Source organism: Roseiflexus sp. RS-1 (genome assembly GCF_000016665.1).
Taxonomy (GTDB): Bacteria; Chloroflexota; Chloroflexia; order Chloroflexales; family Roseiflexaceae; genus Roseiflexus.
Genome location: NC_009523.1, coordinates 2,972,652 through 2,997,024 on the forward strand (window position 1 = coordinate 2,972,652; position 24,373 = coordinate 2,997,024).

General features: G+C 60.2%; 23 protein-coding genes. 13 read left to right on the top strand and 10 right to left on the bottom strand.

All coding sequences use genetic code 11. From position 1 onward, the window contains the following. The first annotated feature begins 121 nt into the window (after window positions 1-121). Window positions 122-1,975, top strand: coding sequence for a histidine kinase N-terminal 7TM domain-containing protein (locus ROSERS_RS12420; protein ID WP_011957123.1), 1,854 nt, complete (start codon window positions 122-124; stop codon window positions 1,973-1,975). Between the two features lie 186 nt (window positions 1,976-2,161). Here ROSERS_RS12420 and argH read toward each other — a convergent pair whose 3' ends face one another. Beyond that, a complete protein-coding gene (gene argH / locus ROSERS_RS12425) occupies window positions 2,162-3,529 on the bottom strand; it encodes an argininosuccinate lyase (RefSeq protein WP_011957124.1) in 1,368 nt (455 codons plus the stop codon). Between the two features lie 330 nt (window positions 3,530-3,859). On the opposite strand from argH, the gene ROSERS_RS12430 reads away from it, so the two are divergent. Genes ROSERS_RS12430 through amrB form a run of 6 tightly spaced genes read left to right on the top strand, consistent with a single transcriptional unit; the run spans window position 3,860 to window position 8,680 of the window. Then, the gene (locus ROSERS_RS12430; protein WP_011957125.1) at window positions 3,860-4,477 is read left to right on the top strand and encodes a Uma2 family endonuclease; all 618 of its coding nucleotides are present in this window, start codon (window positions 3,860-3,862) and stop codon (window positions 4,475-4,477) included. A gap of 12 nt (window positions 4,478-4,489) precedes the next feature. After that, window positions 4,490-5,431 carry an ornithine carbamoyltransferase gene (gene argF / locus ROSERS_RS12435; RefSeq protein ID WP_011957126.1) on the top strand — a complete coding sequence of 314 codons (942 nt, stop codon included), beginning with the start codon at window positions 4,490-4,492 and terminating at the stop codon, window positions 5,429-5,431. A 9-nt stretch (window positions 5,432-5,440) separates the two neighbouring features. Continuing rightward, window positions 5,441-6,085, top strand: coding sequence for a potassium channel family protein (locus ROSERS_RS12440; RefSeq protein ID WP_011957127.1), 645 nt, complete (start codon window positions 5,441-5,443; stop codon window positions 6,083-6,085). 19 nt (window positions 6,086-6,104) lie between these two features. Then, a complete protein-coding gene (locus ROSERS_RS12445; protein WP_011957128.1) occupies window positions 6,105-6,767 on the top strand; it encodes a potassium channel family protein in 663 nt (220 codons plus the stop codon). 1 nt (window position 6,768) lies between these two features. Continuing rightward, window positions 6,769-7,788 (top strand): magnesium/cobalt transporter CorA, encoded by a 1,020-nt coding sequence (gene corA, locus ROSERS_RS12450; protein ID WP_011957129.1) that lies wholly within the window; start codon window positions 6,769-6,771, stop codon window positions 7,786-7,788. Between the two features lie 37 nt (window positions 7,789-7,825). After that, window positions 7,826-8,680, top strand: a complete 855-nt coding sequence (amrB, locus tag ROSERS_RS12455; protein ID WP_011957130.1) for an AmmeMemoRadiSam system protein B — start codon at window positions 7,826-7,828, stop codon at window positions 8,678-8,680. A gap of 509 nt (window positions 8,681-9,189) precedes the next feature. Here amrB and hpf read toward each other — a convergent pair. From hpf to ROSERS_RS12470, 3 genes are all read right to left on the bottom strand, one after another. After that, complete coding sequence (gene hpf / locus ROSERS_RS12460) at window positions 9,190-9,771, bottom strand: ribosome hibernation-promoting factor, HPF/YfiA family (RefSeq protein ID WP_011957132.1); 582 nt, start codon at window positions 9,769-9,771, stop codon at window positions 9,190-9,192. A 354-nt stretch (window positions 9,772-10,125) separates the two neighbouring features. Further along, complete coding sequence (locus tag ROSERS_RS12465) at window positions 10,126-10,935, bottom strand: SDR family NAD(P)-dependent oxidoreductase (RefSeq protein WP_011957133.1); 810 nt, start codon at window positions 10,933-10,935, stop codon at window positions 10,126-10,128. A gap of 11 nt (window positions 10,936-10,946) precedes the next feature. Next, complete coding sequence (locus ROSERS_RS12470) at window positions 10,947-12,449, bottom strand: flavin-containing monooxygenase (RefSeq protein ID WP_011957134.1); 1,503 nt, start codon at window positions 12,447-12,449, stop codon at window positions 10,947-10,949. A gap of 248 nt (window positions 12,450-12,697) precedes the next feature. Between ROSERS_RS12470 and ROSERS_RS12475 the strand changes: the two genes are divergently transcribed. Genes ROSERS_RS12475 through ROSERS_RS12490 form a run of 4 tightly spaced genes read left to right on the top strand, consistent with a single transcriptional unit; the run spans window position 12,698 to window position 17,439 of the window. Continuing rightward, window positions 12,698-14,335 (top strand): GAF domain-containing sensor histidine kinase, encoded by a 1,638-nt coding sequence (locus tag ROSERS_RS12475; RefSeq protein ID WP_011957135.1) that lies wholly within the window; start codon window positions 12,698-12,700, stop codon window positions 14,333-14,335. A 34-nt stretch (window positions 14,336-14,369) separates the two neighbouring features. Further along, complete coding sequence (locus ROSERS_RS12480; protein ID WP_011957136.1) at window positions 14,370-15,374, top strand: thiamine pyrophosphate-dependent dehydrogenase E1 component subunit alpha; 1,005 nt, start codon at window positions 14,370-14,372, stop codon at window positions 15,372-15,374. Between the two features lie 31 nt (window positions 15,375-15,405). Next, on the top strand, window positions 15,406-16,389 hold the full coding sequence (locus ROSERS_RS12485) for an alpha-ketoacid dehydrogenase subunit beta (RefSeq protein ID WP_011957137.1): 984 nt from the start codon (window positions 15,406-15,408) through the stop codon (window positions 16,387-16,389). Window positions 16,390-16,401: 12 nt separating this feature from the next. Beyond that, window positions 16,402-17,439, top strand: a complete 1,038-nt coding sequence (locus ROSERS_RS12490) for a lysylphosphatidylglycerol synthase transmembrane domain-containing protein (protein WP_011957138.1) — start codon at window positions 16,402-16,404, stop codon at window positions 17,437-17,439. Here the strand turns inward: ROSERS_RS12490 and ROSERS_RS12495 are convergent. Both ROSERS_RS12495 and ROSERS_RS12500 read right to left on the bottom strand, forming a co-directional pair. Continuing rightward, complete coding sequence (locus ROSERS_RS12495) at window positions 17,403-18,344, bottom strand: ABC transporter permease (protein WP_011957139.1); 942 nt, start codon at window positions 18,342-18,344, stop codon at window positions 17,403-17,405. The two genes, ROSERS_RS12490 and ROSERS_RS12495, sit on opposite strands and share 37 nt — an antisense overlap. Window positions 18,345-18,354: 10 nt before the next feature. Continuing rightward, entirely contained in the window at window positions 18,355-19,341 is a 987-nt protein-coding gene (locus tag ROSERS_RS12500) for an ABC transporter ATP-binding protein (RefSeq protein ID WP_011957140.1), read from the bottom strand. A gap of 76 nt (window positions 19,342-19,417) precedes the next feature. On the opposite strand from ROSERS_RS12500, the gene ROSERS_RS12505 reads away from it, so the two are divergent. Next, complete coding sequence (locus ROSERS_RS12505; RefSeq protein ID WP_011957141.1) at window positions 19,418-20,500, top strand: hypothetical protein; 1,083 nt, start codon at window positions 19,418-19,420, stop codon at window positions 20,498-20,500. Here the strand turns inward: ROSERS_RS12505 and ROSERS_RS12510 are convergent. From ROSERS_RS12510 to ROSERS_RS12520, 3 genes are all read right to left on the bottom strand, one after another. After that, window positions 20,408-21,085 (bottom strand): TVP38/TMEM64 family protein, encoded by a 678-nt coding sequence (locus ROSERS_RS12510; RefSeq protein ID WP_011957142.1) that lies wholly within the window; start codon window positions 21,083-21,085, stop codon window positions 20,408-20,410. The genes ROSERS_RS12505 and ROSERS_RS12510 overlap by 93 nt on opposite strands. A 3-nt stretch (window positions 21,086-21,088) precedes the next feature. Further along, entirely contained in the window at window positions 21,089-21,754 is a 666-nt protein-coding gene (locus ROSERS_RS12515; protein WP_011957143.1) for a class I SAM-dependent methyltransferase, read from the bottom strand. A gap of 132 nt (window positions 21,755-21,886) precedes the next feature. Next, the gene (locus ROSERS_RS12520) at window positions 21,887-22,651 is read right to left on the bottom strand and encodes a class I SAM-dependent methyltransferase (protein WP_011957144.1); all 765 of its coding nucleotides are present in this window, start codon (window positions 22,649-22,651) and stop codon (window positions 21,887-21,889) included. A 155-nt stretch (window positions 22,652-22,806) separates the two neighbouring features. Between ROSERS_RS12520 and msrB the strand changes: the two genes are divergently transcribed. Further along, window positions 22,807-23,283 carry a peptide-methionine (R)-S-oxide reductase MsrB gene (msrB, locus tag ROSERS_RS12525; protein ID WP_011957145.1) on the top strand — a complete coding sequence of 159 codons (477 nt, stop codon included), beginning with the start codon at window positions 22,807-22,809 and terminating at the stop codon, window positions 23,281-23,283. Here the strand turns inward: msrB and ruvB are convergent, their stop codons facing one another. Further along, on the bottom strand, window positions 23,284-24,327 hold the full coding sequence (gene ruvB / locus ROSERS_RS12530; protein ID WP_011957146.1) for a Holliday junction branch migration DNA helicase RuvB: 1,044 nt from the start codon (window positions 24,325-24,327) through the stop codon (window positions 23,284-23,286). It abuts the gene before it with no gap. Between the last annotated feature and the right edge of the window lie 46 nt (window positions 24,328-24,373).

The following is a 24,373-nucleotide window of genomic DNA, read 5'->3' on the forward strand; positions in this document are numbered from 1 at the left end:
ACAATGCTCTCAAATGATTCTGATGGCTCGTTCCTGAGCATTGGTTTCTCCGTGCAGGAGTTCGCCATACGCTTCCGGCGCAGCGTATTCGTTTCCGCTTCCTCTTAGCACGAGGAGTCGCATGAGTTTCAGTATCACGTCCTTCCTTCTCCTCATGCTGAGCATCGCAGCGCCCGGCATCGCTGGCTACGCCTGGCAACGCCGATCACTGCCGGGAGCGTTGCCACTGAGTTTGATGGGCGTCAGTCTGGCAGTCTGGTCGTGCGGGTATGCAATGGAATTGAGCAGTCTGACACTCTCTACGGCTTTGTGGTGGGTCAGACTTGAATACGTCGGTATCGTCAGCGCACCGGTCGCCTGGCTCTGGTTTGCCGCCGAGTATACCGACTCGTTCACCTGGCTCAACCGCCGTCGGGTCTGGCTGCTGGGCATCGTTCCAGTCCTGACGATGGTCATGATGCTCACCAATGATGTCCACCGACTGTTCTGGCAATCAATCATTCTCAGCAGAAATGGTTTTCTAACCGTCTTTGACTCAACACTTGGTCTCTGGTTTTGGGTTCACACTGCATACTCGTACCTCTGCCTGCTTGCCGGAACGTTTTTCATCATCCGGTTTATCTGGAGGACGCCGCGACGCTTCCACCGACAGATCAGCGCCCTCATCCTGGCAGTCGCGGCGCCATTGATCGGTAATGTAATCTATTTGTCAGGCTCCAGTCCCTGGGGGAAGCTCGATCTCACACCGTTTGCCTTTACTGTGTCACTCGCCATGCTCGCCTGGAATCTGTTCCGGTTGCGTATGTTCGAGATCCGTCCGATTGCGCGCGATTTGGTGTTGCAGAGCATGAACGACGGGATTATGGCGGTGGATGAGAATGGATGGGTGGTTGAGGTCAACCGCGCAGCCGCTGCACTCATCGGGCTGCCGCCGACGCAGATTGTCGGCAAACGCGCGCGCGATATCCTGGCGCGCTGGCCCGAAATGGTCGAGCGCTACCGCGAGGTGCGCGAGGCGGCGGAAGAGGTTGAGGTGGCGGTCGGAACCGAACGGCGCTGGTTCGATGTGCGCATTCTGCCGATCTTCGATGCGCGCCGCACCTACCGCGGACGCCTGTTCGTCTGGCGCGACATCAGCGCCGAGCGGCGCTTTCGGGCGGAACTGCAACGCAACAACGAGCGCCTGCTGGCGGTGCAGCAGGAACTGATCGCCGCGCGCGACGCGGCGGAAGCCGGCAATCGCGTCAAGAGCGCGTTTCTGGCGCATATGAGCCACGAAATCCGCACGCCGCTGACGGCGATCGCCGGGTATTGCCACCTGCTCGAAACCGGGATCGAGCGGCAGAGCCTGGCGCAGACGCGCGCCGACCTGGAGGCGATCCGGGTGGCGACCGGGCACCTGCTGGACCTGGCGAACAATGTGCTGGAGATGGCGCAGATCGAGTCCGGACAGACGACGCTGCACGAGGCGGCGTTTGATGTGGCGGAGATCGTGCACGATGTGACCGCTGCGGTGCGCCCGTTGCTCCGGCGCAACCGGAACCGTCTGGTGGTGGTGGGAACGGATGCGGTCGGGGTGGTGCAGGGGGATGCGGCGAAGGTGCGCCAGGTGCTGCTGAACCTGGTGAGCAACGCGGCCAAGTTCACGACGGACGGTGAGGTGGAGGTGGGGGTGGTGTGCGAGGTGGCAGAGGAGGATCGGCTACGGTTGCGGTTTTGGGTGCGCGATACGGGTAAGGGAATCGCGCCAGAGCGGATGGCGACGTTGTTCGCTCCCTTTGCGATTGCGGAGGAGGATATTGGACGCGAGCAGCGCGGGGCGGGGTTGGGGCTGGCGATCAGTCAGCGCTACTGCCGGTTGATGGGGGGCGAGTTGACCATTGAGAGCGCGCCGGGAAGCGGGACGCTCGCCGCATTCTGGATGCCGGTGCGTGCAGCGCAGGTTGCAGTGGCGGAGGTCTCCCATCAAATCTGATAGAACGACATGCACAGTCCACCGGTGTTCGTTCACATCGGCGCTGGTTGCCCCGGAGCGAGGGAGTCTCATCCTCTTGGGGGCGGTCGAGGGCAAGATGCCCTCGCTCCCATGATGTGTCGTATTGCTGCGTGCAGGCGCGACACCCGTGCGTGCGAGAAGGCGCACTGCTCCAGCGCAACAGAATCATCGCTCCTCAACACAGCGCCGCGCCTGTGCGATCTGCTCATTCACTGCTTCAGGCGCGGTTGCCCCTGGTACGCGCCGCATCGCCACCGAACGGTCGAAGTCGAACACCTGAAGCACATCGGGTTCACATACCGGGTGCGCCGCGAGAAAGACCTCGAGCGGCAGCGCCGACAGTGCAACACCCCGTTGCTCTGCTTCACGCACCAGTCTGCCGACGATGTGGTGCGCTTCGCGGAATGGTACGCCGCGCGCAACCAGATAATCGGCAAGATCGGTCGCCAGCATGGCATCATCGAGCGCTGCACGCATGCGATCCGGGTGAAAGCGCGCGGTCGCCACTGCGCCCGCCGCGACCGGCAATGCAAGTTCGAGGGTGTCGGCTGCGTCGAATAACGGTTCTTTGTCTTCCTGCAGATCTTTGTCGTAGGCGGAGGGCAGACCTTTCAGCATGGTCAGCACCGCGATCAGATCGCCCGTCAGACGACCCGCCTTGCCGCGCAACAGTTCGAACGAGTCGGGGTTCTTCTTCTGCGGCATCAGGCTTGAACCGGTGCTGTAGGCGTCGGCAAGGGTCACAAAACCAAACTCAGCGCTGCTGTAGATGATCATGTCTTCTGCCAGACGGCTCAGGTGCGTCCCGATCAACGCTGCGCAAAACAGAAACTCCGCAATGAAATCTCGATCACTGACCGCATCGATACTGTTGGGCGAAACAGCGGTCATACCAAGTTCAACAGCCAGCGCCGTGCGATCCACCATCAGCGGCGTTCCGGCAATCGCGCCGGATCCCAGCGGAAGCGTTGCCGTTCGCTTTGCACAATCCGCCAGACGTTCACGATCACGTTGCAGGGGCCAGAAGTGCGCCAGCAACCAGTGCGCCAGGAGCACCGGCTGGGCGCGCTGCAAATGGGTATATCCCGGCATAAGCGCAGCGCCAGCGGTTTCGGCTTGCGCCAGCAATGCTGTTTGCAGGGCGCGTAGCCTATCGTCGATGCGCCGGATCGCCCCCAACGTCCAGAGACGCACATCAGTCGCCACCTGGTCGTTTCGGCTACGACCGGTATGCAATTTTCCGGCAACCGTGCCAACCAGTTCACCCAGGCGACGTTCGACTGCGGTGTGAATGTCCTCATCGGTTTCACGCGCCTCGAACCGTCCGTCGGCAAACTCGGCATAGACCATATTGAGACCGTCAACCAGCGTATCGCGTTCTTCGGCTGAGATGACGCCGACGCGGGCAAGTTGACGCGCCCAGGCAATACTGCCGCGAATGTCTTCGCGCCACATACGCCGATCAAACGAAAACGAATTGTTGAACTGCGCCATGAGCGCGTCTACCTGTTCGTTAAAGCGACCGCCCCACATGCTGTGCTCCTTGCTGAGAACCAGGAACCAGGAACCGAGAACCGGGAACCGGGAACCGGGAACTGAGAACCGGGAACCATAGTACACGAAATAAAGATCAGGCGCACAGCAGGCGGTAAGCGGCAAAAGGTGCGGTTTCCGGTGCATGTTATTCCGACGGCACAGACGCGCCCATCTTTTTGTAAGGTGTGCTTCACAGGATACATGGCTTGACAAAGCCGCAAAACCCCTGATGTTCGACCCGTGCCCTCACCCCCGACTCTGGCTCTGTGGTACAATGCGTATATCATCGACAGGAGTAGTCGCATCCGCATTCGAGAGTGCACGGTGATGCTCGTTTCGCACCATTCAACGATCACCACTTCCCAGGAAGAACTCGACGCCCTGGTGTGCAGTGCTGCACCGCGCCAGGGCCAATGGCGCGAGGAGGATTATCTGTGGTTGAGCGGTCATGCAAGCGCTCTGATCGAATTCACCGATGGATATATCGAAGTTCTACCGATGCCGACCGATCGTCATCAATCGATCCTCCTCTTTCTCTACCGGCTGTTCTTCGCTGCAATTGAACGTCAGGGCGGTAAAGTGCTGGTTGCGCCATTGCGTCTCCGCATTCGTCCGGGGAAGTACCGTGAACCTGATCTGCTGCTGGTGCGTTCAGCACGTGATACGCGCCGTCAGGAACAGTTCTGGACCGGCGCCGATCTCGTGCTGGAAGTCGTGAGTCATGAGAAGCCTGAGCGCGATCTGGTCGAAAAACGCAGCGATTATGCCGAAGGCGGGATCCCTGAATACTGGATCGTCAATCCGCTCAACGAGACCATCACAGTCTTACATCTGTCGGGTGATGTCTACAGCGAACACGGAACGTTTGCGCGCGGCGCGCAGGCGACATCGGCGTTGCTGGAGGGTTTCGCCGTCAGCGTTGACACTGTCTTTGATGCAGAATAGACGAGGAACGACATGGTCAGGCACTTTCTTTCCGCCGCCGATCTGACCCGTACCGAGGCAGAAGCGCTGCTGGATCGCGCACAGGCGCTCAAGGCGGAATGGCGGAACGGCGGGCACGCACGCGACGCAAACGGGGCGCTGCCGTTGCAGGGCAAGACGCTGGCGCTGGTGTTCGAGAAGCCCTCACTGCGCACACGTGTCGCCTTTGAAGCCGGCATGACCCAGCTCGGCGGGCACGGCAGTTATCTGTCGGCAAACGACATCGATATGGGCGGGCGCGAGAGCGTTCCTGACGTGGCGCGCAATCTGAGCCGCTGGGTGCATGCCATTGCAGCGCGGGTCTTCCGGCATGCGACAGTCGAAACCCTGGCACGCTATGCAACTGTACCGGTCATTAATGCGCTCTCTGATCGTGAACATCCCTGCCAGGCGCTGGCGGACATGCTGACGCTGCGTGAACATTACGGGCGACTTGCAGGACTGACGCTGGCGTATGTCGGCGATGGGAACAATGTTGCTCATTCCCTTATGCTGCTGGGCGCCACTCTGGGGATGAACATCCGGATCGGCTGCCCGCCTGACTATCGCCCTGATCCTGAGATTCTGACGCTCGCCGAACGGCTTGCTGCCGAACACAACGCTTCGATCTGGATCACACCCTCGCCGGTTGAAGCCGTCGAGGGCGCAGACGCGGTCTATACCGATGTATGGGCGTCGATGGGGCAGGAACACGAAGCAGCGCGACGACGACCAATCTTCCAACCCTACCAGGTCAATGCCTTGCTGATGACCCATGCTCGTTCGGGGGCGTTGTTTATGCATTGTCTTCCGGCGCACCGCGGCGAAGAAGTTACTGCTGATGTCATCGATGGTTCGCAATCGGTGGTGTTCGAGCAGGCGGAGAACCGGTTGCACGTTCAGAAGGCGCTGATTCTGACCCTGCTTGGCTTGTAGAGGTGGCATATGCATCTGATCGTCGTCGGATGCGGTCGCGTTGGATGTCTGCTGGCGCAGCAGATGGTCGCCGAAGGGCATTCAGTTTCGGTCATCGATAAGAATCCGCAAGCGTTCAAGCGCCTCGGGCGTGAGTTCCGCGGGCAAACCGTGCTGGGCGTCGGGTTCGATCGCGATACGCTGCGTGAGGCGGGCGTTGAGCGCGCTGATGCGCTTGCAGCCGTAACCAACGGCGACAATTCGAATTACATTACCGCAACCGTCGCCCGTGATGTCTTTCGTGTGCCGAATGTGGTAGCGCGCATTTACGATCCTCAGCGTGAGGCGATCTACCGCGAGCTGGGCATTCGCACCATCAGTTCGACAAGTTGGGCCGTCCATACGATCCGCCGGATCCTGCATGGTGATGAGACCGTGTCGTCGATCCAGTTTGGCAGCGGTGAGGTGGAGATCGCAGAGGTGACCATTACCGGACGGTTGGTAGGGCATTTTGTGCGCGATCTGTCGGTGCCGGGTGAAATGATGCCGGTTGCCATTGTGCGGCGCGGGCGTGCTTTTCTGCCTACGCCAGGAGTATTGCTCGAAGAAGGGGATGTCGTGCATATTGCAGTTCTGGCGACAGCAACGAGCCTGCTCGAATCGATGATTCAGTGATGTACGGAATACCAGCGACATGAATGTGATTATTGTCGGCGGCGGCAAAATCGGGCGCAACCTGGCAATGTTTCTGACGGCTGAAGGGCGTCACGCGATCACATTGGTCGAAAAACAGGAACAGGTGGCGCATTCGCTGATGCGCATGCTCCCCGATATCCGGGTGATCGAAGGGGATGGGTGTGATCCTTCGGTGCTGCGCGATGCGGGCGCGGAGTTTGCCGATGCAGTTGCAGCGGTCACCGGCGACGACGAGGATAATCTGGTCATCGCGGTGCTGTGCAAGCGCGAGTTCCGCGTGGGTCGCGTTGCAGCACGGATCAATAATCCAAAGAACGCCTGGCTGTTCACCCGCCGCATGGGGGTTGACCTGCCGATCGATACGGCGCAGACGATCGGACGCGGGCTGGAGGCGGATATCAATCTCGGGGCGATTGTTCAGTTGACCCGCCTGCGTGAGGGGCGAATCTCACTCATCGAGTTTACCGTTTCCGCTGAGTCGAGCGCGGTCGGAAAGAATGTTGCGTCGCTGCATTTGCCCCCCGATTGTCTGCTGACCGCGATCCTGCGCGGTGACGACGTCATTCTGCCGTCAGGCGAAACCGTCATCCAGGCGGGGGATCAGGTGATTGCCCTGGCATATCGTGACCGCGAGGCGGCGCTGTCGGAGCGGTTCCAGTAATATGGCGCGTCTGATTCGCAATACTCGACAGCAGGCTGCGCCACGCGCGGCTGTTCGCCATCTCATCGTCTGTCAGCATGATGGGCGCTTCGACAGCACGGTTGAACCCGCAGCGATCAGCGATCTGATCCAGCAGAAGGATCAGATTGTCTGGGTCGATCTGCAGCATCCGCGCCCGGAGGATCTGGCGCTGCTCTCTGAGGAGTTTGGCTTCCATCCGCTGGCGATTGAGGATGCAACCCACTTCCACGAGCGACCCAAGATCGACGCATATGACCGGTACTATTTCCTGGTCTTCTACGCATTGCAGTATGATGTCGAACAACGGCGGGTGTCGTCTCAGCAGGTGAGTCTGTTCATTGGATCGAACTATCTGGTGTGCATCCATCAAGAGCCAATCGCGGCCATCGATGAAACTATCCGCCGCTGGCAGCGGTATGAGCATGATTTTGGCGAGGACGTTTCTGAACTGCTCTACCACCTGCTCGATACCATCGTCGATGAGTATTTTCCGGTGCTGGACGAACTGATCGAGCGTGTGGAAGAAGTTGAGGCGCAGATCTTCGATCATTTCCGTCCCGAATCGCTCCAGGAAATCTTTACACTCAAACGTGAACTGTTGCTGATGCGCAAGATTGTGGCGTCTGAACGCGATGTGCTCAATGTGCTGATCCGGCGCGAAGCGCCGATCTATCCGCGTGAAATGACTGCGTATTTTCAGGATGTCTACGATCACCTGATCCGGATAACAGACAGTATCGACACCTACCGTGATCTCCTGTCCAGCGCACTCGATGCGTTTCTGTCGATCCAGTCCAACCAACTCAACGAGGTGGTGAAAACGCTGACCATTGCGTCGATCATCCTGATGTCGGCGGCGCTCGTCGCCGGGATCTACGGCATGAACTTCGATGTTATGCCCGAGTTGCGCTGGCCCTGGGGCTATCCCTTCGCCCTTGGCTTGATGGCAGCGATCAGTCTGATCCTGATCGCCATTTTCAAACGGCGAGGTTGGTTGTAACGACGGTCGGTTCTCAGTTCTCGGTCGGAGGTGGAACATGGATATTCGTCCATCCCCAATCGCCGGGAGTTGGTACCCTTCAAATCCTGCGCACCTGCAACACGAGATTGATCGTTACCTGGCTCAGGCGGAACCGCCAGTGCTACCGGGAAAGGTATGGGGAGTGCTGGCGCCGCATGCCGGCGTGCGCTACTCAGGTCCGATCGCTGCGTGGGCTTTCGCCTGTGTACGCGGCAGAACACCGGAGATTATCGTCATCGCATCACCCTGGCACCGCGGTGGACCAACGCCACTGATCACTACCGGACACACCGCCTACGAAACGCCGCTTGGCATCGTTCCTGTCGATAACAATGCCATTGCGCAACTCGACGAGGCGCTGCGACGACGGGCGGGGTTTGGTCTGACGCCGCGCCGCCACGATGATGAACACGCGGTCGAGATCGAACTGCCGTTTCTCCAGCGCGTGTTCGGTTCGTTTTGGTTGCTGCCGGTAATGCTGGCGGATCAGAGCGCCGTTACCTCGGCTGCGCTCGGCGCTGCGCTGGCGGAAACGCTGCGTGGGCGGGATGCGCTTCTCGTCGCCAGTTCCGATCTGTCGCACTATGAACCGGAACCGGTGGCGCGTCGCCTCGATGCCGGGTTGCTGCGGCGAGTTGAAGCCTTCGATCCGGATGCCGTCATTGCTGCTGAGGCGGAAGGGGTCGGATATGCGTGCGGCAGTGGCGCGATAGCGGCTGTCCTGTGGGCATGCCGCGAACTGGGCGCGAACCGGGTGACTATCCTGCGCTACGGCACATCCGGCGATGTTGAACGCGCAGCGCCGTGGGTCGTCGGATATGGGGCGGCGGCTATCTGGCAGGCGGCATACAGCGAAGTGCAGAACAGGTGACCGCCGGGATCGCGTGCATCTTGCGCGCAGAACGCTCGCGCACCCTGGGGACGCCTGCGCACCCGGCACATGCGGGCGGGGACGCCCCTCACAGGGGCAGGTTTTTTGGGAAGCCGCTGCGTACCATTTCCCGTTGCAGGCATCAGGACGCCCAAATCCCCCCTTGAGAGCGGGGACGCCTGCGCCCCCGGCACATGCGGGCGGGGACGCCCGCGCGCCCTGGAGATGCCCGCGTGCCCGGCACGCGCACATGGTTCAATTCAAATGCAAAAAGGGTATGTCACCGCAGCAGCGCAGTGTTCACAGAGGAAGATGCCAGAGCGAGTCGCTCTAACGCATCATGTTTCGCCGCGCATACATTTCGTTCTTGAAGTTCTCTGCGCGCCCGGCGTCTCGGCGGTGCGTTTTTGCAGTAAAGTCAATCATGAGAAGCGCGAAGCCCCGCATCGGCGGGGCCTGCACGGAGGCGCGGCGCAATCGATCACGCCGCGCGGGTTATGTGCGTGCTATCAACTGCTGACTTCTGGCACGATCAGACCATAATTGCCATCCTGGCGGCGGTAGAGCACATTCAGTTTGCCAGTGTCCGCATCCTGGAAGATGAAGAAGTTGTGGCCCAGCAGTTCCATCTGCTCTACCGCTTCGTCACTGTACATCGGTTTGACCTGGAACTCCTTCGTGCGGACGATGCGAGGTCGCTCCTCCTCTTCCTGGGTGTCGGCGAGCGAGGGAGCGGCCAGTTCGGGCAGCGCCTCGACAATCTGCCCGCCCTGACGGCGCAGTTTTCCTCGCCGCCAGTGTTTATCCTTGTAGCGCTCGATCTGACGCTGGAGCGTATCATACACCTCATCGATCGCGGCGTAGAGTTCCGGCGCCCGTCGCTCGGCGCGCACCAGAACGCCATGATCACCAACAACCGTCACCTGCACGCGATGGACATTCCCCTCGTTGCGCCGCATTTCTTCCATGTGCTCGACCGTCACCTGAGCGATCCGGTCGAGATACCGGTCGAGACGTGAGAGTTTTTGCTCAATGTGTTGACGCTGACGCTCCGAGATTTTGCCATTGCGGCTTTTCACGATCAGGTCCATAACGGCCTCCTGCCTCACTGCCCGCATCAATGACGGGCGGACGACGATAAAGCGGCAACAATGCCACAAAGGATGCAGAAAGCCCCCAACCGCCGATCAGGCGGCTGAGGGCTTTGTCTGTCATCAACGAACAACAACAGCGGTATGCGCGTCTCCGTAACCGTGTGGGCCACAAACGGTATGGATCACGTTTGTCGTCCTTTCCAGGCTACGAATATTCAGCAGAGGCAATAGACTCACAATTGTTATCCCATTGTACTACGCGAACAGGAGCAGTGCAAGTGCAATGTGTTAAGAGTCGCTAACCTGTGCCACCATTTCGCCTTCGTAACGGTGCGGGCAGCAGCCTGTGGCTCATCGTCGCATCACGAGTTGCATGATCCTCCAGTACGACACCGGCGCAATGCGCACAAGCAGATCGATCAATCGAGCGTCGGCGCCGATCAGCACCCGCGCCTTTCGTTCTTCAATGCCCCGGACGATAGTTTCACCCGCGATCTCCGGCGGGAGTTTCAACAATCTCCGCGCTCGCGCCATCCCCTGCGCGAATTCCTCGTCCGAAAGTGTTGCAGGGCGGCGCGCATGTCGGGAAATGGACGTCGCCACGCCAGCCGGAATAACGACGGTGACGCCAACCGACGTATGCGCCAGTTCGTGGCGCAGCGCCTCGGAGAAACCGCGCACTGCGAATTTGCTCGCTGCATACGCTGCCTGCCCCGCCGGAGCAACCAACCCATACACGCTCGATACATTGACCAGGCGAGCATCATCGCTCGCTTTCAGGAGCGGCAGAAACGCGCGTGTCATGCGCACCAGACCATGCACGTTAATACCGAACAGCCACTCGAAGTCGGCGGCGCTGACCTGCTCGAACGTTCCCCACACGGCGACGCCAGCGCTGTTGACCAGCACATCGACGCTGGCGTGGATGTGACATACCGCATCGGGAAGCGCTGCGACCGCTGCCGCATCAGCTACATCCAGGCGGTGACAACTGACGCGCACGCCGTGGGTCGCAACCAGCGCCGCAGTGTGCTCCAGTCCCGCCTGGTTGATATCTACCAGGGCAAGATGGCAACGCCGCCGCGCCAGCGACACAGCGACGGCTCTCCCGATGCCGCTCGCTGCGCCAGTGACGACTGCTGTCCGATCCGCAAGACGCATTCGTTGCGCCACTACCGTTCCTCCCGAACCATCTGCATGCGGGGATAGCCCGGTCGGACGAATTCCATCACTCCGTCGTGAAGCCGACCGAAACGCAGACACAGAACATCGCGGAGATAGTTCTGGTATGCCTTCCAGGGCGCACGTGCAGTCTGACGAGGGATGGTATCGATTGCGCGCTGAATGTAGCCAGACGTAAGCGTCACCGCCGGTTCCTTCGCCTGCGCGGGATCGGGCAGTCGCGGCGTGCACTGAACATACCCGTGACGTTCCATATGGTTCAACAGGCGGCAAACGAAGCGCGCTATCAGTTCGCACTTCAATGTCCAGGAGGCGTTGGTATAGCCGAATGCCAGCGCCAGGTTGGGTATATTGCTGAACATCGCGCCTTTGTACGTCACCGTTCTTCCCAGATCGACCGGAACGCCATCGACGACGATCTGCGCCCCGCCCATCAGTTTCAGCGCAAGACCGGTAGCCGTCACAATAATGTCGGCACTGAGTCCGGCGCCGGAAGAGAGTCGAACCCCGGTTTCGGTAAACGTCTCGATCTGATCGGTGACAATCGATACCCTGCCAGACCTGATCGCCTGAAACAGGTCACCATCCGGCGCCACGCACAGCCGCTGATCCCACGGGTTGTAGCGCGGATTGAAGTGGGTTTCGACGTCGAAATCGGGTCCCAGGTGTGCCCGTATCTGTTTGAGAATGTTGCGCCGGGTGGCATCGGGCAGGCGGCGCGCCAGGGTGTAGAAGTAGATGCCAACCCCGATTGACCACCAGCGCGCCAGCGGATAAGCAATGTGCGCGGGGAAGGTCCGGTAGAGTCGTCGCATCACCGGGTCCTCCGCCGGTAATGCGACGACATAGGTCGGTGATCGCTGGAGAATGGTCACGTGTGCCGCGTGCTGCGCCAGCGCCGGCGCCAGCGTCACCGCTGTTGCACCGCTCCCAATCAGCACAATGCGCTTTCCGGCATAATCGAGGTTGTTGGGCCAGTGTTGGGGGTGAACGATCCATCCCTGAAAACGTTCGACCCCCGGCCAGTCTGGCGTGTAGCCCTGATCATAGTTGTAGTAGCCGGTACACATAAAGAGGAAGGTGCAGGTGAACCGGACCGTCGTTCCATCCGACACACGCACAGCATCCACGCTCCAACGCGCATCGACGGACGACCAGGCAGCGCGGAGAACGCGATGCCCGAAATGGATCTTTCGATAGATCCCGTATTCACGCGCCGTCTCCTCAATGTAGCGCAGGATCGATGGACCGTCCGCCATCGACTTCAGCCCGCGCCAGGGACGAAAACTATAGCCAAGCGTATGCATATCCGAGTCCGAACGGACACCCGGATAGCGAAAGAGGTCCCACGTGCCGCCGATGGCGTCACGGCTCTCAAGGATGGTGAAGGTTCGTGACGGACAATACGTCTGGATGTAGTACGCAGCGCAAATGCCGGAGAGACCAGCCCCAACGATAATGACATCAACGTGAGTGGCGGATGGTACAGACATTGTTTCACCTGCTTCTGGCGAATGGGTGAAGAATTCACACCTGATGAGATACGACCGCTTCGCCGGTTGCGGCAAGTCGGCGGAGCGTCATAGCTGGAGCGCACTGTGTATACATCAGTGTACCAGAGTTTGCGCGGTTGACAACCATGCTCTTCCGGTATGATGTATGATATATGGAGATGTGCGGCATTGACAGAGAACATCCTATGCCGTACAGTACGAAACATGTTACCGCTGTGAGGTCCGCTATGGCGCCACTGCTTGTTGATCAGCGTCAATTGCAAACCCTGGGGCAACTTATTTCGGCGGGAGGACATCAGGACGTGCATGAATTGCTCCAGGCATCACTGGAGCGTCTCATCGCTCTCTGGCCCGCTCAGGGAGGTGCATTGCTCTATCATGCCCCGCATGGCGAGGTCATCCGCCTGCAACACGGTATCATCGATGCTGAGGCTGGCGCCTTAATCGCAGAAGCGCGCGAAACCTTTGCCCGCCGCGAAGAGGGTCGTGAACCGACGATCGGATACTACACGCTCGATGACGAACGCAAACTGCTCGAACTTCCGCTATCGAGCGGTTCGCACACCGTCGGTCTGCTCCACCTGGTCATTCTCGACACGGACACAGAACGTCCGTCGCCTGCACCGGACGACGACCTGGCCATGCTACTGGTGCGCGCCATTGGCGGAGAAGCCGACAAACTGGCGCGTCTGCGTCGTGCCGAACAGGACCTGCGTGAACTCCACCTGCTCTACCAGGTCGGGCAGGCGCTGGCAAGCAACCTCGATCTCTCCAGCCTGCTGAATGACATTCGCAACCAGGTGCCGCAGGCGATGGGCGCCGAGCGCTGCTCGATCATGCTCCTCGACGAGCAAACGCGCGAACTGGTGCTCGAACTGCCTGATCCATATCATACTGGCGAACAACGTGAGTTTCGCATTCCGCTTGATCGTGGCATCGCCGGTTGGGTGGCGACGAACGGCATCGGTCAGATTGTTAATGATGTCGAACAGGATCCGCGCTGGTTCGATGGAGTGGCGCGTGATGTCGATTTTGTGACGCGCCAGATCCTCTGCGCGCCGATGCGCATCGGCGACCGTGTCGTTGGGGTGATGCAGGTGCTCAACAAGCGCGATGGCACCCCTTTCGATGAACAGGACCTGCGCCTGCTGACAACGCTGGCCACCCAGGCTGCAATCGCGGTCGAAAATGCCCGTCTGGTGCGTCGCTTGAAAGAGGAACACGACCGATTGCTCGCCAAGGAAGCGGAGGTGCGGGCGGCGATCGCGCGCGATCTGCACGACGGTCCGACCCAGAGCGTCGCTGCGATAGCGATGAATATCGAGTTCATCAAAAAATTGCTGCGCGCGATGCCGGAACGGGTCGAAAGCGAACTGAACGTGCTTGCCGATCTGGTGCAGAAGACCGCATACGATATTCGCACCCTGCTCTTCGAACTTCGCCCGCTCGGTCTTGAAACCCAGGGATTGCTGGCGACATTGCAACAGTATGTGGCGCGCTTTCGTGATCCTGCGGGCAAGATGAAACTCCGTCTCGAAGCGCCATCGAGCATTCCGCGCCTGCCGGTCGAAATCGAAGGTGCGATTTTCATCATCATCCAGGAGGCGGTGAACAATGCGCGCAAACATGCGCGCACCGATGAAGTGGTCATCTACCTCTACATGGAAGAAGGATATCTGGTTGCCAGCGTGCGTGATCGAGGGCGGGGCTTCAACCTTGCGGCAGTCGAATCGAGTTACAATACTCGTGGATCGCTCGGTTTGCTGAATATGCGCGAGCGCGCGCGTCTGATCGGCGGTGAGTGCCGGATCCGCTCGGCGGAAGGGGAAGGCACGACGGTCGAATTGCGTGTACCGCTTACCTGATGAGACGGAATATAATATATCTGGTGGTGAGGGTATGGAAGAAGCGCATGATGTTCCCCCCCATATTCGTCTGGGACTGAGCCGCCAACGGTTGATCGCCGGTTTGCGCACCATGATTGCGTCACGTGAAACCGATGACCGGCTCTGGTTGCTCAACCGTCAGGGACGCGCCCACTTCGTCGTGACCCCGGCAGGTCACGAAGCAACCCAACTGGGATGCGCATGGGCTATTCGCGTGGGTCACGATTATGTGGTGCCGTACTACCGCGATATGACATTGGTGATGGCGCTTGGTCAGTCGGTGCTGGACATTCTGTTGCACGCAATGGCGCGACGGGACGATCCATCGAGTGGCGGGCGACAGATGTTTGGGCATTTCAGCAGTCGTCGTCTCCGCATTGTCAGCGGATCCAGTTCGGTCGGAAGCCACCTGGTTCACGTGGCGGGTATTGCGCTGGCATTCCGCGTTAAGGGCGAGCAGGATATTGCGGTTATGGGGCTCTTTGGCGAGGGTGCAACAGCTGAAGGGGCATGGCACGAAGGGTTGACCGTCGCCGGGATCTATCAGTTGCCAGCGGTCTTTGTCTGTGAGAACAATCAGTACGCGATTTCGGTTCCGGTGAACAAGGAAGTTCCGGCGCCAACTGTCGCCGCAAAGGCGGCAGGGTATGGCATGCACGGGGTCGTTGTCGATGGCAATGATGTCTTTGCCGTGTACGAAGCTGCGCATCAGGCAATGGAACGGGCGCGCAGCGGCGGCGGTCCGACGTTGCTCGAATGCAAAACATACCGCTTTCGTCCCCATACCAGCGCCGATGATGATCGTCGCTACCGCAAACCAGAAGAGGTTGAAGCCTGGCGCGCGCGTGATCCGATCAAGCGCTTCGAACACTACCTGGTGGAACATGGGATCATCACCCACGACGAGATCGAGGCGATGCGGCGTGAGGTGCGCGCTGAAGTCGATGCTGCCACCGATGCTGCACTTGCAGCGCCCTGGCCGCCGGTTGAAAGTATTGCCGATCATGTGTATGGATAACGCCGTGCCCAGAGTGGTGTGAGTACCGCGTATGCCTGTCATGACATTCATCGAAGCGATCCGATCGGCAATGCACGATGCCATGGCAGCCGATGACCGGATCATTGTCCTTGGTGAGGATGTCGCCGTCAGAGGCGGCGTTTTTCTGGCGACTGAAGGGTTGCTGGCGCGTTTTGGCGAACGCCGTGTGATCGATATGCCGATTGCTGAGTGCGCTATTGTGGGGGTTGCAATCGGTGCAGCACTCCATGGTCTGCTGCCGATTGCCGAGATTCAGTTCGCCGACTATATTTACCCGGCAATCGATCAGATTCTCAATGAGGCGGCGCGCCTCCGGTACCGTTCAAACGGTGACTGGAGCTGCCCGATTGTCGTCCGTGCTCCGTTTGGCGCCGGCATTCACGGCGCGCTCTACCATTCGCAGAGCGTCGAGCGCCTGTTTACCAGCACGCCCGGCATCAAGGTCGTTATCCCGTCAACGCCTGCCGATGCCAAAGGCTTGCTGATCGCCGCGATTCATGACCCGGACCCGGTGATCTTCTTCGAGCACAAGCAACTCTACCGCTCGGTGCGCGGCGAGGCGCCGGAAGGAATCTACCACGAACCGATCGGCAAGGCGGTGGTGCGCCGGAGCGGCACCGATATGAGTGTGTTCAGTTACGGGTTGATGGTGCACTATGCCCTGACTGCGGCGGAGCAACTTGCTGCTGAAGGGATCGATGCCGAAGTCATCGATCTGCGCACCCTGGCGCCGCTTGATCGCGCGGCGATTCTGGCGTCGGTTGAGAAGACGGGGCGGGCGTTGATTGTGCATGAGGACGTGCTGACCGGCGGTATCGGCGGGGAGATTGCGGCAATCATTGCTGAGCATGCGTTCGAATACCTGGACGCGCCGGTGCGGCGCCTTGCATCTCCCGATCTGTTCGCCACGCCATTCGCCGATCCGCTCGAGGATCATTTTATGCTGAACCCGCAGAAAATTGCGGCGGCAATGCGTGACCTGGCGCGCTACTGAACGTATTCCGCGTTGCGGAGGTGTCTTATCAGTACGAAAACAGCGCAGCTTCGACGTACTCCCTGGGGCGCCATTATTGGGCTGCTCTTGCTGGCAGCCATCGTGGCAGTGGCGTACCTCAACCGCGAAGAGGTGATCAAAGCTTTTGTGCTCCTGCGCAACGTGCGCCCGCACTACCTCCTGCTGGCGTTTGGCGCAGTGTTGACAGGCTTTGTGTGTGCGGGACAGATCTACGGGCGCGTGCTGGCGATGCTCGGTCATCGCGCCAGGTTCTGGTGGTTGACCGCTGCTGCAATGGTGACCATCCTGATCAACCAGGCGATCCCTGCCGGGAGTGTGGGTGCATACGCATTTCTGGTCGCCAGTCTCCGTCGGCGCGGGTTTCCGGTCGGCAGCGTGGCTATGGTTGCGGGGATGGAGTTGTTGAGCTGGAACGGCGCCGTGCTGGTGGCGTTCAGTTATGGGCTGCTCTATCTGCTGATTACGTCTGGGCTGAGCGGCGCATCGGTGAGTTATGGCGCGCTGGCAGTAGCGCTGGGAGTGATGAGTGGCGCCATCTACGTGGCGTCACGCCCCGATGTGACACTTCAGCAGTGGGCGTTGCGTCTGAAACGCATCGTCAATCGCCTGTTCGGTCCGGTGCTGACCGCTGCCCAGGTGACCCAGGCGGTCGATGAGATTCTTGCCAGCCGACGCCTTATTCTGGAGCAGCCTCGCCGCATTGTTGTGCTGGTCGGGTTGCAGTTGCTCATCTTTTGCTGCCACAGTCTGGCGTTGCTGGCGATTCTCCACAGCCTCGGCGCCGATCCGCCGGTTGCAGCGATGTTTGCAGCCTATGGTCTGACGCTGATCGTCAGCGTCTTCACCCTGTTGCCCGGCGGCGGCGGAACGGTTGAAGCTGCACTGACCGTCGCGCTCCATGCTCAGGGGGTGCCCCTCGAAGCCGCGCTGGGCGCTGCTATTCTGTTCCGCCTGATCAGTTTCTGGATGATGCTCCCCGTCGGGATGATCTGTTACCGTTTGCTGACCCGTTCCTCCGGCGCTTCCTGACGGTCCTGTGAACGGGCGCGCCTGCGCCTGGCAGATTCCGGTTGCACCGGATGGATGAGTCGCACAGTCGCCACGACCAGGATCACCGTTGCGATCAGGGAAAGGATCGCATACAGCAGCCAGGGACTGGGCACCACAACATTCGCTGCACCTGTCCGCACAACCTCGAAGAAAGGACTCTCGCCGCCTGAGAGTTGTGATGCCGTTGTTCCAAGCGCAATGAAGGGGTGCAGGGAGGCGAACAACCGGCTGATGTAGATGAACCAGGGCGAGTCCAGCAGACTCGAAGGCACACTGGATCCCAGGATCAGGGTGACGATGACGATCAGAAACGGGATGCCGAGCAGAATGACAATCACCGTGCCAATGGCGAAACTGGTCGCTCCCAGTGAGCCTTGCATCAGCGCCGACCAGAAGAGCCCGATGGCGGCGTACAGGATGGCGGTCGTCACCAGGCCGACAATCGCAATGAGCACTTCGGTCAATCCAACCCCGCCAAACAGAAAAGCCAGACTCATCACCGGCACAACTGCAACGATCAGCAGCAGCGCGAATGCGAGCGACGATGCCAGTTTCCCCCACACGATCTGCCAGGGAGTGAGGAGCGAGGCAACAAGGAGGTCATAGGTCTGACGCTCCTTCTCACCGGCAATGCTGCCGGATGTCAGCACCGGCGTAATCAGGCAGACTTCGATCAGTGCTACCGTCGCAATCGTGAAAAACAGCGCGCGACCGATCTCGCGCCCGGCGTTGAGGTCACTGCCGACGCTTCCGGCAATTGCTGCATAGAGTAAGAGAGAGACGCCGGCAAGGATTGTCAGGTAGATCGTTAACAGAATGTAGGTGCGCGCACCCCGCATTCGGCTGCGGAGATCCTTGATCAGGATCGGGTTGAGTTCCGGCATATGCGTTACCCTAAACAATACCTCTGGTTACGTGCAGGAAAATGTCTTCCAGGTCGCCAGACTGTTCGGCGAAATGTGAGATGCGCACGCCAGCTGTCACCAGCGCTGCCAGCAACTCGCCGAGCGCATGTTCGTCACCGGCGAAATCTGCCAGGAGCGTATGGGGACCTGTTGCATCGTTGAGTGGCTCGGATTCGTTTTCTTCGGTGTCACGCGCTCCCTCGCGGCGCAACTCCAGCACATCGGGATGCGTGCGCAGCATCGCTTCGGCGTGCGCTGCACCGGAAACAATGCGTATCTCGACAATGCGGTGCGGGCGCATCGAGCGCAGGATCTCCTGCACCTCGCCAGCGGCGAGCAACTTCCCGCGCTCGATAATCCCGATATGCGTGCACATTTCCGCCAGTTCGGTCAGGATGTGGGAACTGATCATGATCGTCTTTCCGAGCGCGCGCAACTCCTTGAGCAGTTCGCGCAACTCGATGCGCGCCCGCGGATCGAGACCGCTCGCCGGTTCATCGAGAATGAGCAGTTGTGGATCGTGCATCATCGCGCGCGCCAGGCTCAGACGTTGTTTCATGCCGCGCGATAGCGACATCACCGGGTCGTTGCGCTTGTGTCCCAGATCGACCAGTTCCAGCAGTTCTCCGATCAACTGCTGACGGCGCTGCGCCGGTATGCCGTAGGCGCGACCGAAGAAATCGAGATACTCCCACGATTTCATGTTGTCGTAGACGCCAAAGAAGTCAGGCATGAAGCCGACAAACCGCCGCACGGCGCGCGGGTCGCTCACGACCGATACGCCAGCGACGCGCGCTTCGCCAGCGCTTGGCGCCAGCAGCGTCGTCAGGATCCGCATCGTCGTGGTCTTGCCAGCGCCGTTTGGACCGATAAAGCCAAAGATGGCGCCCTCAGGAATGGTGAGGTTCAGATGGTCGAGCGCCAGATTCGATCCAAAGCGACGGGTCAGATCACGGGTTTCAACAATGGCTGTCATCAATCCGCTTTCTCGATTCGTCTATGGTCTTCCATTATGATACCAGTTTTTCCGCTTATGCTACAATGGTTCGCCTATGAATGCGACGATCACGACGTTCCACGCGGAGCCGCAGCTTTTTTTCTTCTGCGAGTCGGGCGGCGCGGAACTGCTGCGGTTGCTTGATCGCGCAGAGGTGCTGCACCTGCTTGCAACGCACAACTATGGTGTTGCGCTGGCGTTGCCCGCCCTCGATGATGCCCACGCAACTGCGACGCGCCTGCTCAATGCGCATGGCGTTCCGGTTGTTGCCTGGTTGACATTGCCCGCCGACGAAGGTCTGGCGTTCAATCTCCAGAATTACCCGCGCGCTGCGGCGGCATATCAGGCGTTCCATGCGTGGGCGCGCGCGAACAACGTGCATTTTGCCGCCGTCGGCTTTGATATGGAGCCGCCACTGAGTGATACACTGTTCGTTGGTTGGAGCGGTGCGCGCGAGATTGCGCGGCGGATCTGGCTGGCGCGCGATAATGCGCTCTTCCCGGCGGCGCGCGCAGCGTATCTCGAATTGATGGCAGCAGCGCGACGTGATGGCTACGAGGTGCATGCCTACCAGATTCCCCTGATCGCCGATGATCGGCGCGTCGGCACGACTCTCCTGCAACGCGCGCTCGACATCGTTGATCTTCCTGCCGATATTGAAGTGCTGATGTGTCTGAGCGAAACGGCGCCAGCATGGTTTGGCAGTGCGTTGATTGCGGTCTATGGTCCGTCCGCTGATGCGCTTGCCGTTGGAAGTTCGAGCAGCGACGATGCGATCATGAGTTGGGACGATCTGCGGCGCGACCTGCTTCTGGCGGCTGCCTGCACCGACATCGTGTATGTTGCGACGCTGGAACAGTGTGTCGCCGCCGGTTATCTGGAACGGATCGCCGGTCTCGATTGGAACGAGACCGTGCGGGTTGCGCCCGCGCCCTACCTGGTGATGCAGGCGGCGCGAACTGTGATCCTGACGGGGTTGTTCATTGCGCGCTACGGCAAAACCGTACTTGCCTGGATGGGATGGCTGCTTGCGTTGATCCTCTGGTTACGCGGGAGGCGAACGCCGGCTCACCCAGCGCCCGACAATCGCCAGCGAACCGACCAGCAGCGCAACCAGCCCAAACGCCAGAAGAGGTGAGCGCGTCACCAGGTCGCCGGCAAATGCCAGCAGCGCAAGCGCTGGCGCTACCCCGGCGAGCGACGCCAGCGTATATGCACCAAACCCCAGCCGCGAATAGCCGGCAGCGAACGACACCAGCGGATACGCCGGACCCGGCAGCAGGCGCAGGATCATAACACTGCGCCAGGTCACGCGCTGCGCCAGACGTTCAACCTGTGCGCGCATCTCCGGCGACAATCGCGGATCAAGCAGCGCACGCCCCCACCGCCTGGCAAGCCAGAATCCGATACTCGCCCCAATTGCATCAGCGATCAACGTGTACAGAAACCCGATCAGCGGTCCGAATGCCAGTCCTGCGCCGATCTGCAACACTGCCGCAGGCGCGATCGGGGCGACCAGCAACAGTGCCAGTGCGCCGATCAGCGCCAGCGGACCAAGTGGACCAAGTGCGATGATGGTGGTGCGGATGACGGAAGGATTGAGCAACTCGCCAGAGGTGCGGAACAGCCAGAAAACGGCGCCGACCAGCAGGATCGCCAGCGCGACGGAGATCAGACGGCGCGCACTCAAGCGAGGCAGCAGATGAGCAGGAAAACGTTCCACGATCTACTCCCCGACGCGACGGAACACAGGCGCTTCCGACTCAACGGCTTCCCATTGATCAAGACGGTCTAACACATACACTGCCAGGTCGCAGATACCGCTCTTGATATGATAACTGCGGCGCAGCGAGAAGTACGGCTGCATCAATGCGCGATAGGCGTCGTCCTGACGAATGTAATCACCACGGTCGAGCCAGTGCATCAGGTGACCCAGCACATTCCACGGGCGCGGTGAAGGAATATCCTCCATCACGAGCAGCGCAGCGCCGGGACGCAGCACGCGGTGCAGGTCTGCAAGCGTGGTACGCACCAGATCATCAGGAAGATGGTGGAACACACCCAGGACTAGCGCGCCATCAAAACTGCCCGAAGCAAAGCCAAGCCCTGCGCCGCTCATCACTGCGTAGCGTCCAGGGCGACGGCGGCCTGCGTAGTGGATGTAATGCCGGGCAATATCGACGCCAGTGTACGACTCAGGAGGAAAACAGATCGAAAATTCGCCGGTACCGCAGCCAAAATCGAGAAATTGCCGCTTCCCGCGATCACGCCAGGGATCGAGTTCCCGTCGAATCACATCTTTTTCGGCATCGAACCCGTCTTCGACGACGCGCCGCAGGAAACCCCAGAGTCCAGGATGGGCGGAGAGTTTGTTGAGGAGTGTCTGGAACATAATGTCTCCGTCATTGTGGAGCGTGCGCATTCTGCACACGATCTGCATCAGGTTAGGGGTAGAGAAGCGAACCGAATTGTACGGACGCACATGTTAGCTGATATGTTCATCGAAAGCCAGCTCCCGTTGATTTCAGGCTGAGCACGCCGATGCCTGATCCTTCCGCGCGCGGCAGATGACGGAGAGACCCACCGGAAACGTACCGCCGCGTGCGATCCAGGCCGCCTCAGCGGCGAGGGGCCAGCGTAACGCTTCGTTCAGCAACGCTGGCGGCAGCTGAAGGTCTGATCCGTCGTCAGCAACGTCGGGCAGCAGACGCTCGATGAGTCGCTGGACGAGCGGAAATGGCAGCAGGAGTGTATTGACATAAGAAATGCGCTCAATGACAAACCCCTGGTTCCGCAGCAACGTCTGGACATCGCCTATCGTATAGCGCCGCCGACCATGGACGGCGCAATCGTGCCTGCCACGCAGCCACTCAAATGCAGGCAACCGCAGCAGGAGGCGTCCGCCGGGTCGAAGCACGCGCCACGTCTCGCGCAGCGCCGCTCCTTCGTCAGGAACGCCGCGATGGTACAGCACCTCGAAGGATGTGACCAGATCGAAGCATGCATCAACGAACGGCAACGCCAGTACCGTCGCCCGCGCCAGTGCGCCACGCAATCGTTCACGCCCAAAGAGCGCCGCTTCCGGCGCCAGATCGACCGCCGCGACCGACCCGTAACGACGCAGGAAGACGACATTCCCTCCGGTGCCGCAACCGGCGTCGAGGATGCGCAGATCGCGTCGCCCGGCATAGACCTCGTCGAGCAGCGCTGCCGCGATGGCGCGCATGCCGCCGTACCACCAGTGGCGGTCTTCAACCGCCGCCATGACCTCGTATTCGGTTCGCTCCATGCTTCCTGCCTGCCCATCAAGCAAGGTCTCCGCAGTGTACCAGAAGGGGGGCATGCGTGCAAGCGCCCAACCCGTCGGGATGCATCCGTTCCGCCGCCGGATGCGAAGACATGGTACACTGACGGAGAACAATCGTTATCGGGAGGGAACTACCCATGAAGCAATACACCAGACCATCGGACGAAGAACTGCGTAAGCGCCTGACGCCTGAACAGTACGCGGTGACGCAGCACGAAGCGACTGAGCCGCCGTTCCAGAATGCTTACTGGAACAATAAAGCGCATGGCATTTACGTCGATGTCGTGTCCGGCGAGCCGCTCTTCAGTTCACTCGACAAGTACGACTCGGGAACCGGTTGGCCCAGTTTTACAAAGCCGCTCGAGCCGGACAATATCGTGACACGCGAGGATCGCAAACTGTGGATGGTGCGCACCGAAGTCCGCTCGAAGCACGGCGACTCGCACCTTGGTCATGTGTTCGATGACGGTCCTGCGCCTACGGGGTTGCGCTACTGCATGAATTCGGCTGCGCTGCGCTTCATTCCGGTTGAGAAACTGGAAGAGGAAGGGTACGGCGAATATCTGCCGTTGTTTGAAAGCGTGCTGAATAAGGAGCGTGAGTCGAAGCGCTAGTCACGACCACAACCGCCCCTGATCCGCACCGTTATCGATGGTGCGCTCGACGTAGGGAACGCCCAGATGTTCATACGCGCGCCGCGTGGCGATTCGACCGCGCGGCGTGCGCTGCAGAAAGCCCAGTTGCAGCAGGAACGGTTCATACACGTCTTCGATAGCATCGACCTCTTCGGCAAGCGATGCCGCCAGCGTCGAAAGCCCGACCGGTCCCCCGTTGAACAACTCGATGATCGCGCGCAGCAGGCGCCGGTCATTGTCGTCAAGACCCAGGTGATCGACCTCCAGTTTCGCCAGTGCGTCGCGCGCCGTCTCCAGCGTAATGACGCCGTTGCCGACGACCTGGGCATAATCGCGGACCCGGCGCAACAGGCGATTGACGATGCGGGGTGTTCCGCGCGCTCGGGCTGCGATCTCGTGGGCGCCCTCCGGCGTGCAATCAACCCCCAGAATGCGCGCCGAGCGCATCACGATCTGGTAAAGCGCATCGACCGAGTAAAACTCGAGGCGGTGCACCGAACCGAAACGGTCGCGGAGCGGCGACGTCAGCAGCGCCAGACGGGTCGTTGCGCCAATAACCGTGAACCGGGGCAGTTTCAGGCGCAAACTGCGCGCCCCTGGACCTTTCCCGACCATAATATCGAGCGCGAAGTCTTCCATCGCCGGGTAGAGCACTTCCTCGATAGCCCGGTTCAGGCGATGAATCTCATCAATGAAGAGAATGTCGTCCTTCTGCAGGTTGGTGAGTAGTGCGGCAAGGTCGCCAGCGCGCTCGATGGCAGGACCAGACGTCAACTTGATGTTGACCCCCATTTCGGCGGCAAGCACGCCTGCCAGACTCGTCTTTCCCAGACCGGGCGGTCCGTAGAGCAGTGTGTGATCCAGCGGTTCGCCACGCCCTTTCGCAGCCATGATCGCAATGCGCAACTGCTCGACGACCTTTTCCTGACCGATGAACTCGGCAAGACGGCGTGGGCGCAGGCTTTTCTCAATCTGCTGATCTTCTTCGCCAGCTTTCGGCGTGACAACCCGTTCTCTGCTCATAGACGCCTCCGCACACGTGTGCGGTCATTATACCATATCGCTTCTG